The 13023-nt window shown below is 58.5% G+C and carries 9 protein-coding genes; 4 read left to right on the forward strand and 5 right to left on the reverse strand.

The genetic code is table 11. The features are described from left to right. Positions 1-78: 78 nt before the first annotated feature. Both H9C73_RS06095 and sfsA read right to left on the reverse strand, forming a co-directional pair. Positions 79-1035, reverse strand: a complete 957-nt coding sequence (locus H9C73_RS06095) for a sensor domain-containing diguanylate cyclase (RefSeq protein WP_209286917.1) — start codon at positions 1033-1035, stop codon at positions 79-81. A gap of 180 nt (positions 1036-1215) precedes the next feature. Further along, positions 1216-1968 carry a DNA/RNA nuclease SfsA gene (gene sfsA, locus H9C73_RS06100; protein WP_209286918.1) on the reverse strand — a complete coding sequence of 251 codons (753 nt, stop codon included), beginning with the start codon at positions 1966-1968 and terminating at the stop codon, positions 1216-1218. Positions 1969-2168: 200 nt separating this feature from the next. Between sfsA and H9C73_RS06105 the strand changes: the two genes are divergently transcribed. From H9C73_RS06105 to H9C73_RS06120, 4 genes are all read left to right on the forward strand, one after another. Beyond that, a complete protein-coding gene (locus H9C73_RS06105; RefSeq protein WP_209286919.1) occupies positions 2169-3809 on the forward strand; it encodes a BCCT family transporter in 1641 nt (546 codons plus the stop codon). 87 nt (positions 3810-3896) lie between these two features. Further along, a complete protein-coding gene (locus H9C73_RS06110; protein WP_268927133.1) occupies positions 3897-4580 on the forward strand; it encodes a tRNA (adenine(22)-N(1))-methyltransferase in 684 nt (227 codons plus the stop codon). A gap of 305 nt (positions 4581-4885) precedes the next feature. Further along, positions 4886-5920, forward strand: coding sequence for a threonine ammonia-lyase IlvA (gene ilvA, locus H9C73_RS06115; protein WP_209286921.1), 1035 nt, complete (start codon positions 4886-4888; stop codon positions 5918-5920). Between the two features lie 137 nt (positions 5921-6057). After that, positions 6058-9258, forward strand: a complete 3201-nt coding sequence (locus tag H9C73_RS06120; RefSeq protein ID WP_209286922.1) for a sensor domain-containing protein — start codon at positions 6058-6060, stop codon at positions 9256-9258. Positions 9259-9273: 15 nt separating this feature from the next. Here the strand turns inward: H9C73_RS06120 and qhpG are convergent, their stop codons facing one another. From qhpG to H9C73_RS06135, 3 genes are read right to left on the reverse strand one after another with little or no spacing between them, the layout of a single operon-like run. Next, on the reverse strand, positions 9274-10602 hold the full coding sequence (qhpG, locus tag H9C73_RS06125; protein WP_209286923.1) for a flavin-dependent monooxygenase QhpG: 1329 nt from the start codon (positions 10600-10602) through the stop codon (positions 9274-9276). Continuing rightward, positions 10599-11282, reverse strand: coding sequence for a subtilisin-like serine protease QhpE (gene qhpE / locus H9C73_RS06130; RefSeq protein ID WP_209286924.1), 684 nt, complete (start codon positions 11280-11282; stop codon positions 10599-10601). Before qhpE ends, qhpG begins: the two co-directional genes overlap by 4 nt. Then, positions 11272-12999, reverse strand: coding sequence for an ABC transporter ATP-binding protein (locus H9C73_RS06135; RefSeq protein ID WP_209286925.1), 1728 nt, complete (start codon positions 12997-12999; stop codon positions 11272-11274). Before H9C73_RS06135 ends, qhpE begins: the two co-directional genes overlap by 11 nt. Positions 13000-13023 lie beyond the last annotated feature (24 nt).

Here is a 13023-nt window from a genome sequence, read left to right on the forward strand (position 1 = left end):
TCACTGCATGTCAGAGGGATGATACAAATTTGGTTAACCTGTTACGGACATGGTAACAGAACCCGCTCTCTAATGGCCTCAGTTTTCGGCCACAACGATACAGTTTCGACTGCCGTCTTTGGCCTTGTACAGTGCCTTGTCGGCCTGTTCCAGAAAGTCATCGAGGCTGTTCCGGTGATTCGGCAAACAGGTCGCCACACCACAACTGAGGGTCAGCTGGCTGGAAACCGGAGAGGCCGGATGGGGAATGTTGGCGTCCTGCAAAGCCGCAAAACACCTTTCAGCCACGGTCAGGGCCGCATGGGCGTCCGTCTGCGGCAGGACCAGCACAAACTCTTCTCCGCCAAAACGGGCTACTACATCACGGGCACGGCATGCACTGTCTGCCAGCAGGGACGCGACTTGGCGCAGGCACTCATCACCTTTGAAGTGACCAAAACTGTCGTTGTACTGCTTGAAATAGTCGATATCGATGATGACCAGTGACAGCGGCTGACAGTTACGGCGGGCATCCATCCATTCCTGTTCCAGAACCTGGTCCAGCATGCGGCGGTTGGCAACGCCAGTGAGGCAATCCTTGTACGAAAGTTCTTCAAGCTCCTGGCGCAGGCAGTCACGCTCCTGTTCAACCTTTTTGCGCTCGTCAATGTCGAACATGAAGCCGATCAGTGCATCCACTTCCCCCTGCTCATTACGGAGTACGTGCACCACGTCCCGAATCCAGAGGTAACTGCCATCCGATTTCAGCGCACGGTAGTCGGCCTCGTGGTCGCTGCCCTCTTGCGACTGAGACACACAGAAGTCCACCACCCACTTTCGGTCGTCGGGGTGCATCCGCTCTGCCCAGTCATCCACCGAGCGCCAGCTGTCTCGCTGCCAGCCCAACAGGGATTCGATCTGCGGGCCTATGTAGGTAAAACGCAGCGTTTTCCAGTCAATTTTCCAGGGAATTGCACGGGTAGACTCAAGCAGCGTCTTGTAGACATCCGGGTCGGCCTCCATTTCATAGCTCTGCTCAGACAACTGCGTGCTCATAACCATCCTCTGTCAAAAATCCCTCGGGGGGCAGGAACGCCCAGGCACTTCAGCGGGCAGATGAAGTCTGGACAATGTCACGTGTTTGCAACAGCAGGACAAAGTTAGCGGCTAAATCGAGTTGCGTCTACTGAATGCCGGCTGAACTGGTCAAATAAGGCACAACGGCATGCGGGCGGCTCAGCCTCCTGCCAACGACTGGAATTCGCCTTCAAGTGCCAACGGCAAGGGGCAGTCCAGTTCAAAACAGTCTGCGGAGATGCGCGTTCGCCAGGCCAGCACCTCGACCCCCGCCTCTATGGCCTCGCGCAGCAGCTGGCCATAACGGGCATCGATTTCATCAGCCGGTCTCGCTGCCTGAGCACCACTGTGCTGCACACAAAAAAACAGCACCGCGCGCTTACCTTCAGCCACCACCTGCATAAGGGTCTTAAGGTGCTTTTGCCCCCGCTCCGTCACCGAGTCGGGAAAGGCAATGACGCCATCATCCCGGTCATCCGGGCCCGGCCCCAGCGTGACATTTTTTACCTCGATAAACGTATGCGGTGCCTGTCTTGCCCCAAGCGCGAGGTCAAACCGGCTGTCAGCGTACTTCACTTCCATCTCCACCCCTTCGGCCGGATCCAGTGCGTCAATCCGGCCGGCTCTGACGGCTTCAGCGACGAGTGCATTGGTCCGGCTGGTATTCACACCTGCCCAGTGCCCATGTGCCACTTCAAGCGCTTCCAGTGTATGGCGGTACTTGCGTTTGGGGTTACCGCTGTCGGAAATCAGCGCCCGCTGCATTTGTCCGGGCAGTACACAGTGACGCATGGAACCTGTATTGGGACAGTGAACGGTGATTTCGCTGCCATCGGCACGGCGCACATCGGCGAGAAAGCGCTTGTAACGCCTCAGCAAGGTAACGGACTCGAGTGAGGGAACAAATTCCATGCGAACTCCTTATATGAAGATGCAGGGCATTCTCCACAGCGCCTTGCTTGATGCAACAAGGCCGTTAGAGGCTCCACCCCGCTTAAGGCCGTAATTGTTCCTTCCCTGCAACATTAGTGATCTTTTTGTATGATGGGCCACAACTCTGGATAGACAGGTTCATACACAACAGACTTACCCAACCTCAAGGAGGCACTTGGATGTTCCGCCAGGCAGAGACAGGCTTTTTCAAGGGAATGAATACGGCCATGAGCTGTGTTGCCATTCTGATGATCGTTGCCTCTTTAGTAGCCGGTACCCTTTACACCGACGCCAGCTCAACCAGCCTGACCCAAGTACGAGAGTGGCTGACGCCCTTTCTGGAGTGGTACTACGTGCTTCTGGTCGCTTTTTTGCTGTTTTTCATGGTCTGGCTGGGGACCGGTCGGTACAAAAACGTGCGACTGGGTGCAGACGATGAAGTCCCCGAATTTACCTTTTTCTCCTGGGTCAGCATGCTGTTCGCGGCCGGTACCGGGGTGGGGATTCTGTTCTGGTCCGTTGCCCAGCCGATCATGCAGTTTCAGGACAACCCCTTCGTTGAATTTGGCAGTGCCGATGCAGACGCGGCGATCATCGCCATGCGCCTCTCCTTTTTCCACTGGGGTATCAACGGCTGGGCGATATTCTCGTTTGTTGGCCTGGTACTCGCGTACTTCTGTTTCCGGCAGCAGCAACCGCTGACCATTCGCTTTGCCCTGCGCCCACTGCTGGGCGATCGGGTATTTGGCCCCGTCGGCAATCTGATCGACCTGCTGGCCGTATTCGGTACCGTGTTCGGGATTGCCACCACGCTGGGGCTTGGGGTTCAGCAGATGAATGCCGGACTTGAGCGGGTGTTTGATATACCCGCCTCGACTCAACTGCAACTCATCGTGATTGGCTCGATCATGCTGATCGCGACCCTTTCCGTGGTATCCGGCGTTTCCCGCGGGGTTCGTCTGCTGTCGGAAGCCAACTTCTGGCTCAGCATTGCGGCGGTCCTGTTCATGCTTCTGCTGGGCCCGACTCAATATCTGGTATCGGTCACGGTCGAAGCCACCGGTGATTACATCCAGAATCTGCTGCGCATGACCTTCCACACCAATGCGACCCACCGCAGTAACTGGCAGGCAACCTGGACCGTATTCTTCTGGGGCTGGTGGCTGGCCTGGAGCCCCTTCGTCGGCATGTTCATCGCGCGCATTTCGCGTGGCCGAACCTTCCGTGAATTCGTGATGGGCGTGCTGCTCGTGCCCACGGCCATTACCATCGTCTGGATTGGTCTTTTTGGCGGGACTGCGCTCTATCAGGAACTGTTCCAGAACGGCGGTATTATTGAAGCCGTGTACCGTGATACCTCCTCGGCCCTGTTTGTCATGATCGAAGGCATGTCACTGGGCGAGATGACCCCCGTTGTATCCACCCTGCTGATTGTGCTGATCGGCACCTATCTGATTACCTCTGCCAATGCCGGCACACTGGTTATCACGACCATTCTGTCCGGCGGTGAAACCGATACGCCGGTGCCCCACCGTATTCTCTGGGGGCTGCTGCTGGCACTGCTGACGGCTGTATTGCTCCTGGCCGGCGGGTTGGATACGCTGCAGTCCGCCGTCATTACGGCTGCTCTGCCCTTTTCCATCGTGGTACTTGGCATGATCAGTGGTCTGCTGAAGGCCCTGCGTGCAGAGCGCTATGCTGAGCGGCCCGGCGATATCAAGCTGGCACCGGCAGAACCCTGGGCCGTGGCAGAAGACGTGCTGGACAACGACGACGCGGAGATTGAGTCTGACCGCGCAGGAGACTCCGCACGGCTCTAGCCATACAATGATGCCCCTCCCGCTGACACACCGGCGAGAGGGGCCTGCGACCTTTATGATCCACTCAATGCGGTATTAGCGAGCACTATGCACACACTGGGTAAACGTCTTCAGCAGATCTCATACATGGCCAGTGGAAACTACGATCACATCTGGGATTGTTGCTGCGACCACGGCTATCTGGGTCGCACCCTGCTGAGGCCGGATCAGCGGACACACATCCATTTCGTTGATATCGTGCCCGCCTTGATCGAGGCACTGAACCAGAAACTGCCGGCGCTTGCCCCCGAACAGAACTGGTCCACACACTGCTGCGATGTGGCGGAGCTGCCGCTGCAGCAGTATCCCGGCCGGCACCTGGTCATCATTGCCGGCGTTGGTGGTGACCTGATGACAGAGTTCGTCAGAACACTGCACTCACGCCACCCGGACGTGCATCTGGACCTGCTGCTGTGCCCGGTCTACCACCAGTTCAAGCTGCGCCAGCACCTGAGGTCGCTGGGGTTTCGGCGTGAGCGCGAAGCGCTGATCAAGGAAAACGGCAAGTTTTACGAAATCCTGAAAGTACAGAGCCCCGTTTGCGCCCACCCAGACCTGCCCGAGGTCAGCCTCACCGGTGACTGCATCTGGAATGCCTCAACAGTGGAGCAGGCACAGAACGCCAGGGACTACCTGCAACGAAAGCTCAGGCACTATGAGCGTATGCTCAAAGGCCAACCCAGCCAAATCAAGCCTGTACTGGCGGCGTACCGTAGCGTTGAAATCGCGTGAACCTCAATTGATGGCGCTGTTTTGAGTTCCTTTTCGGCAGGCGTTTGCAATTGTATGGGTGACAAACACGGCTTGACGCCACCGGGCGTGGTTGTTAATGGTTATAGCAGTTCACTTTTTAACCGTACCGGATACCCGATGATGACACAGCGTTTCAGCCACATTGCCATCATGATGATTATGCACACTGACAGGCGTTTGGTGGGCTAACGCGTACGTGTTGAAAACACACAGAAAACCCGCCAAACGGCGGGTTTTTTTATGGCTGGACTTCAGCCACTCATTCGATTCAAGAGGATCATGCCATGACAGCCGCAGTTGCACTGACCGAGTCAGACAGTCTCAATGACCGCCTTCCCACGCTGGAGGACATTGTGGGCGCAGCTGCGCGCATGCAGGGTATTGTGCAGCACACACCACTGCAAAAAAGTGAGTTTCTGAGCCGGAAGTACCAGGCCGAAGTGCTGTTGAAACGGGAAGATCTTCAGCCGGTTCGCTCATTCAAACTGCGCGGCGCCTATAACCGCATCAGCCAGCTTTCCCGGGCTGAGCGTCAGCGCGGTGTTGTCTGTGCCAGTGCCGGCAACCACGCGCAGGGGGTTGCCTTTGCCTGCAGTGCCCTGAACATTCAGGGCACCCTGTTCATGCCTGCCAATACGCCTGCGCTTAAGGTCAACAAGGTAAGGCAGTTTGGCGGTTCCCATGTCAAAGTTGTATTGACCGGCCACACCTTTGACGAAGCCTGCCAGGCTGCGCGTGCGCGGGAAGCGGAATCAGGAGCAACCTTTATTCACCCGTTCGACGACCCGGATGTCATTGCCGGTCAGGGTACACTCGCGCTGGAGATTCTGGATGACAGCGCAGGCACACCCATTGACTACCTGTTCACCCCCGTGGGCGGGGGAGGTCTGGCCAGCGGTATCAGTACCGTCTTTCATCACCATAGCCCCACCACTCGTCTTATCGGCGTCGAGCCAAGCGAGGCGGCCGCGCTGCAGCACTCACGCAAGGCTGGTCATAACCTGACATTGGACCGTATCGACCCCTTCATCGATGGTGCCTCGACACAACGCATCGGTGAGCGCTGTTTTGACATCTGTAATGAACGGCTGCACCGGGTTCTGACAGTGGAGGATCAGCAAACCTGTCAGGCTCTGATCGACCTCTATCAGGAGGAAGCGATCGTCGCAGAGCTGGCCGCCAGTCTGAGCGTTGCGGCTCTGGAGCAGTGTCGTGAAGAGATCATCGGCAAGCGAGTCGTCTGTATCGTCAGTGGGGGTAACAACGACTTTTCACGTGCCCACCAGATCATGGAGAAAGCCAAGGGCACTAACGGCTAAGCCTGTCGGGCATTCAGCCCCGTGCTGCATGCCTGGCTTCATGACGCCTTGAATGGCCGTACCCGGCGGGTATTGCTATATTGCATCAAAGACTTCCCCGTTTCCGGTACCTGCCCGCCCGTTTAAGGAGTAGTGAGTTGTCCGATTCGACGTCCTCGACGCATAAGGCTACGCGCGAGTCAGCACGCTGGTTTGAAGCTACTTTCGAGCAGGCAGCCGTTGGCATGGCCCACTTTGACCTCAAGGGCAATTGGCTGCATATCAACGAGCAGGTGTGCGCCATTCTCGGCTACAGCCATGATGAGCTGATCGACAAGAATCGTCAGGAAATTACACACCCGGATGATTTCGCGACCGAGCAGGCCTGCCTGAAGGATATTGTGGCCGGCAATGCGGACAGCTACACACTGGAAGTCCGTTATCTCCAGAAGTCCGGTAACACTGTTTGGGTCAACCTCAGTGTCAGTCTGGTCGCAGCGACGGACAAGGCACCTGCCTTTTTTGTAGCGGTAATGCAGGATATTCAGAGCCGCAAGGAATCTGAACGGGCACTGGTTGAGAGTGAGCAGCGCTGGCGTAACCTGCTGGAGAACCTGCCGGACATCGTTTACCAGTACTCGACCAAACGCGGCGTTCTCTACGTTGCACCCAAGGTCGAGTCGTTCTTCGGCATCCCGCCGCAGGAGCTGGACAGCCCGCCGGTGCTCTGGCCGGATGTGGTGCACCCGGACGACCGCCACCTGTTTGATCAGGCGCTGGATGATCTCTGGAAAGGCACGCCATTCACCATCGAATACCGCGCCAGGGACAAGGACGGCAACTGGCACTGGCTGTGCAACCGCACCATCAGCCGCAGGGTGGACGCTGATGAAATCATCATTGAGGACCTATCGGTGGATATCACCGAGAGCAAGGCGCGCGAGGCGGCCCTGTCGGCCAATGAAGAAAACTACCGCGAGCTGACCGGCAGCATTCCCGGCGCCATTTTCATCTACGAGCTGCATCCGGATGGCACCGACTCCATTCGAGACATGAGCGAAGGCTGCCTCGATATCTGGGAGATCAGTGCTGAAAAGGCAGTGGCCAATGTCTCACGCTTGTGGGAGATGATCGTGCCGGGGGACGCTGAAGGGCTGTTCAATTCAATCCAGAAGTCGGCTGAAGCCCTCTCATTCTGGTCACACGAGTGGCGCATACAAACCCCTTCCGGAAAACTGAAGTGGCTGTCCGGCACAGCCAAACCCATCCAGAAACCCAACGGTGACGTGATCTGGCACAGCGTCGTTATCGACGTGACGCAGGAGCGACTGACCAAAATTGCCCTGGACAGCTTTTTTGAGCAGAACATGAACCTTAATATCATCGTCAAAAGCGATGGCACCATCCTCAGGGTTAACAGTCAGTGGGAGAGTACTCTGGGGTACAGCCGAGGAGAACTCGAGGGGCATAACTTTATTGAGTTCGTGCACCCGGACGACCGCGAGCAAACGGCCCGGGAGTCACGCAAAATTGTCCGATCCGGCCACAGCTCTGCCACCTTTGAAAACCGCTACCGGCACAAGAATGGCCACTACCGGCTGCTCGACTGGTCCTCCGTTATTTCCCAGCACGACGGCTTTATTTACGGCATCGCCAGGGATATTACCGAACAGCGTGCCGCCGAGAAAAAACTGCTGCAGGCGTCAACCTACTTCAAAAGCACCGATGAGGGCATCATTCTCACGGATATGGATACTCATATCGTGGACGTTAATGACGCCTTCTGCCGTATCACCGGCTATGACAGAGATGAGGTGATCGGACGTACACCCGGCTTTTTACGCTCCGGCCGTCACCAGAAACAGTTTTACGATGCCATGTGGCAATCAATCAACGAGACCGGCGGCTGGCGTGGCGAAATCTGGAACCGGCGCAAGAGCGGTGAAATCTTTCCGGAACTGATGACCATCAGCACGGTAAAAACTGACGACAGCAGAGCCAGTGGATACGTGGGCGCCTTTTCTGATATCACGGCCCTGAAAGCCCACCAGGATCGCCTGGACTATCTGGCACACCACGATGCGCTCACCGATATGCCCAACCGGCTGCTGTTCAACTCTCGGCTGGAGCAGGCGATCAAACGCGCCCTGCGTATGGGCAAGTCTCTGGCGGTCATGTTCATCGACATTGACCGTTTCAAGCATATCAATGAAAGCCTCGGTCATGCGGCCGGCGACCAGGTCCTGATTCAACTGGGCCAGCGCCTGCAGGCGCAACTGCGTGCCGACGACACCGTGGCCCGCATGAGCGGCGACGAGTTTGTCATCCTGCTGGAGGATATCGGCAAGCCGGAGAGTGCCGCTCAGGTCGCACGCAACCTGATGGACTGCTTTGACAAGCCCTTTTACATCAATGACATGGACATCACTGTCACCGCGAGCATGGGGCTCAGCCTCTGCCCTCAGGACAGCAAGGACCCTGCCATATTACTGGCCAACGCCGACGCCGCCATGTACAAGGCCAAGGAAGAGGGCCGCAACACCTTCCTGTTTTACTCATCCGAGCTGACCTCTCAGGCCTTTGAATATGTCCTGTTGAAAAGTGCGCTCAAGAAAGCGCTCGACAAGGAAGAGCTGTTTCTGGTGTATCAGCCCCAGATCTTGCTGGAAGACGAAAGCCTGATCGGAATGGAGACACTGCTCCGATGGAAACACTCGGAACTGGGCATGGTTTCTCCGGCACGGTTTATCCCCATCGCCGAACAAAGTGGACTGATTCGCCAGATCGGGCAGTGGGTGCTGGAAAAGGCCTGTGCACAGGGCCAGCTGTGGCTGGAGCAGGGCCTGCTGGTCGGGCGCATTGCGGTGAATGTATCAGGCCCTCAATTTCACGCGGACAGCTTTGTCGAGGAGGTCAGGCTGGCACTGCACAGTTCGGGGCTTCCCGCCGCCCACCTTGAGCTGGAAGTCACGGAGAGTTTCTTTGTACAGCAGACAGACACCATCATCGCCAAGCTGGAAACCCTGAGGAAAATGGGCATCAAGTTCTCCGTGGATGACTTTGGCACCGGCTATTCTTCGCTCAGTTACCTCAAGAAACTGCCCATCGACAAGCTCAAGATTGACCAGTCCTTCCTGCACGGCATCCCTGAAGATCGGGACAACGTGGCCATCACCGAGTCTATTATCGCGCTCGGACAAGCCCTGAACCTGAGCGTGATTGCCGAAGGGGTTGAAACGCACGAGCAGGCGAGCTTCCTCAAGCAGTATGCGAAACTCGAAGCTCAGGGATACCTGTTCAGCAAGCCACTTGAAGTGGCCGACATTGAGCAGTTCATGCGTCAGGCATCAGACCGCTGAAGCCTGACGCTCCTGTTACGGATACAACCAGCCCTGCTGCTGCATCCAGCCGGCCAGTAGACGCCCCTGCTCCCCTTCCAGATGATCCGACAGCACATCAGCGGGGCTGCGCTCGGGGGCCTGACGCACCGCGTCCAGCAACGGGGCCAGAGGCAGACCGTTCAGGTGCCAGATACCCAATGGCTGATCCGGCGTTACCACGACCTGCGCCTGCGTAATCAATCCATTTTCAACCACCGGCCGCATCGCCGTGACCACCTGTTCGGGGGAAACCGATTGATGCATGGGCTGACTATCGGGCCACTGGCAACGGCCCTTCCAGAATGGACGCTCCGGCCACTGCTGCTCCTGCGCATAGAAGTCGCGCCCGATACGGGCAAAACGATAAAACAGCCCTTCTACCCGTGCTTCATGGAACTGCTGAGCCAGTGCGGCCTTTTCGGGCTGTTGAATCAGGGTGTTGACCACCGCCGGTGCCTGGAGCGCAGAGGACAGTGCCTGAAAGATACCGTTCCCCGACAGGGGATCGACCGCCATGGCGGCATCGCCCACCCGAATCCAGTTGTCACCGGCACTGCGCTGGCACAGTACCGGACTGCTGGTACGGGCATAAACCGACCCGGTGGGGCGGGCATCCCTGATAAAAGGCTGCGCCTGTTCAAGCTGCATCAGTTGCTGGTGGCACCACTCGCCCAACTGCTGTTTGGGCGGCAGCTGGGCACTGGCCACATCGACGGTGAGCTGCAGATAACGGCGACCGTCTGCCCGCATCGCCATCCAGGCCCAGCCATCGGCAAAGCTCTGTACGGCCGTTCGGGGGGCCGCTTCAGGCCCCTGCCAGTATTGCAGCAGGGAAACAGTGGCCGTACCCTTGACGCGGGGAACACCGGCCGCCGGCGCTGAGCGCCCCCGGGCCTCTACCAGAAAGGGAGCGGCTACCAGTTGCTCCCTCTCGTTTTCAGACGCCACCATGGCCCGAAAAATCCCCTCATGCTCATGGCAGCTGTGGATACGCCCTTCAATGACATTGACGCCCTGGTCGGCAATGTCTCTGAGCAGTGCGCGATCAAAGGGCTGGCGCGGTATGAGAAACTCCGTATTGGCGGCGCTGGTTTCACCGTTCCAGGTCACCTGGCGCGGCGTTTCGGTTGCCATTTCGGCCAGCGCCTGATGGAAACCCGCCGCACGCATGCCCTGAACGGCACGTTCGGACGCCCCTTCAACGGCATCAAAGGGGCGTGGTTCACCTACGAGCGTGACGGCGTAGCCCATTCGCGCCAGCCCAATCGCTACCGCACCGCCGGCCGGCCCACCCCCCAATACCAGAATATCCGCTTCATTCATGCTTCAGCTCCCCTGCGTTCCGGCCCCTGGTAACGGGACCGCTCAATCAGCCACTGCCGGGCAGCACTCAAACCGGGCTGCTCCACGTCCATCCGGTAGCGCGCCAGATGCCCGCTCAGGTGGGCGCACCCCAGGCTGGCACCGGACAGGTTGCGTGTATTGTCCAGTGGCAGCACACAGGCACCAAAATCGGCATAGTCCGTATCCAGATGGGAAATCTCTTCACGGCCACAGCGCGCATCACCGGTCATCCGAAAGACACCCGGGTAGTGTGCCGGAAACACGGGCTCACCCCGGGCAGGGCTGGAGGCACAGATCAGCACCCCCTGTTTCAGTGCTCGCTCACAGGCTTGACGCAGCACCGCGCGGTCCTGCCGCAGCCCGAGGCTAAGATTGATCACCTGTGCACCCTCTTCCACCAGCCAGTCGATCGCCGCCGCCACCTGTACTGCGGTGGTGGTCAGTCGCTGCTGAAACACCTGAGCCGATAGCACCTCGGCCTGCGGTGCCAGCGCCTGAATCACCTCGATCGTGCGTGTACCATGTCCCAGCTGATCCGGCTCGGCCGGCGCCAGCCACAGCTGCTGATCCGCCAGCACAAAGGCCGCACTGGCACTGATCGCCTGCTGCTCGGAGCAGCCGGAGTCCACAACGCCTACACGTATGGCTTCAGACGACATCCACGGCCTCCTCGATCTCGCTCAGGTGGCCGTTTTGCAGCAGCAAGCGGCGGTCTGCTCCCGCCAGGGTTGACGGCCGATGGCTTATCAGGATGCGGGTACGATCCGAGAACAGCCGGTCGACGGCTGCAATGACCTGCTGTTCAGTGGCTTCATCCACCGCCGAGGTCGCCTCATCCAGTACCAGCACAGCCGGTTGCTGCAACAGTGCACGCGCAATGGCGATACGCTGCTTCTGACCACCGGACAGCTGCTGCCCGCGTTCGCCCAGCGGCGTATCCATCCCCTCCGGCAGGCGCTCAATCAGGTCATCCAGCTGTGCATCCTGCGCGGCCTGAAGCACCGCCTTATCGTCGGCGTCGGGACAGGCGTAACGCAGATTGTCCGCCAGCGAGCCCCGGAACAGGGTGATCTCCTGAGACACCACCGCCACGCTGCGGCGCAGGTCACTCAGGCTCAACTCACGTATATCCACCCCGTCCAGCAGAATATGCCCCTCAGCGGGGTCATAGTGACGCTGCAGCAAATCAATCAGCGTGGACTTGCCGGCACCAGAGGCACCGGCCAGTGCAATTTTTTCCCCGGCCGGAAACGCAACGCTGACGGCATTCAATACCGGCGGGCGCCCCTCATAGGCGAAACTCACTTCATTCAACTGCAGCTGGCCACGCAAGGGCTCAGGCAGCGGTTTGGGGCGGGTGGGAGATGAGATCTCGACATCGGTCAGGCGCAATTCACTGACACGATTCAGACTGACGCTCATCCGCTGTATCGCCACATACAGCCCAAGCAGGCTGTTGACAGGGCCGGTTGCCATGCCCAGATACGTCGAAAAGGCGATCAGCGAGCCCAGCTGCCACTGGCCCTGAATCACCCACCAACCACCGATCAGAAACGCAGAGGCGCGGGTGATAGAGGTCAGCGTACCGGGAATCGCATGGGTAAAGAACTCGGTCACCTGCAGCTGCAGCAGCTTGTTCAGGTAGTTGTCATTCAGCCCGCCCAGACGGGTCCGCTCGCGGTTTTCCTGCCCGGTGGACTGAATGAATTTCATCGCCGGCAGGGTTTCCACCAGAAAGCTGGACAGGTCTGCCGAGCGCTCACGCATCTCACGAGTACGCACTTCGACCTTGCGGCGCATCCAGCGCAGCCACACGATCTCCAGCGGGATCAACACCAGTACCAGCAGCGACAGCTTCCAGGACAGCGTCACCAGCAGCACCAGCGCACCGACAAGGCCGATAATGCTGCTGACGGCGGAAAACAGGCTGTCGACCGCAAAACGCTGGATTTCAGCCACATCCCCATCGATACGAGACAACAGATCACCGATCCGTCGCTGGCCGAAAAAGGCCGGCGAGAGCCGCTGCAGGTGGGCATACAGATCCGTGCGCAATGCAAACAGAATCCGGCCCGACAGGCGCGTGTGCAGATAGCGGTTAACCCCTGACAACGCAGTGCCGAGAATGCCGACCAGAATCATGGTCAGGGCCATCTGGATCAGCATGCCGTAGTCCTTGGCGATCAGGCCTTCATCGATCAGCAGCTTGGTCAGCCAGGGCTGCAGCAGAACCAGTGCCGAACCCAGAAAGGACAGCGCCAACAGGCCTGCAATGGCCCTGCGCTGGGGTTTCACGAAGCTGTACAGCCAGCGGAATCCCTGCTCCAGTCGTGTTCGATCTGGCGCATGGATCGCGCGTACCAGCCAGTTGAGCATAGGGTTGTCCTTTGTCAGTCATCA

Origin of the sequence: Marinobacterium alkalitolerans (genome assembly GCF_017776525.1) — a bacterium.
In the GTDB taxonomy this organism is placed as follows: Bacteria; Pseudomonadota; Gammaproteobacteria; order Pseudomonadales; family Balneatricaceae; genus Marinobacterium; species Marinobacterium alkalitolerans.

Coding starts and splice junctions, on each gene's coding strand:
- qhpG (WP_209286923.1), bottom strand. CDS start 10,602: ATGAATGAAGCGGATATTCTGGTATTGGGGGGTGGGCCGGCCGGCGGT.
- qhpE (WP_209286924.1), bottom strand. CDS start 11,282: ATGTCGTCTGAAGCCATACGTGTAGGCGTTGTGGACTCCGGCTGCTCC.
- H9C73_RS06110 (WP_268927133.1), top strand. CDS start 3,897: ATGCACACACTGGGTAAACGTCTTCAGCAGATCTCATACATGGCCAGT.
- H9C73_RS06105 (WP_209286919.1), top strand. CDS start 2,169: ATGTTCCGCCAGGCAGAGACAGGCTTTTTCAAGGGAATGAATACGGCC.
- H9C73_RS06095 (WP_209286917.1), bottom strand. CDS start 1,035: ATGAGCACGCAGTTGTCTGAGCAGAGCTATGAAATGGAGGCCGACCCG.
- ilvA (WP_209286921.1), top strand. CDS start 4,886: ATGACAGCCGCAGTTGCACTGACCGAGTCAGACAGTCTCAATGACCGC.
- H9C73_RS06135 (WP_209286925.1), bottom strand. CDS start 12,999: ATGCTCAACTGGCTGGTACGCGCGATCCATGCGCCAGATCGAACACGA.
- sfsA (WP_209286918.1), bottom strand. CDS start 1,968: ATGGAATTTGTTCCCTCACTCGAGTCCGTTACCTTGCTGAGGCGTTAC.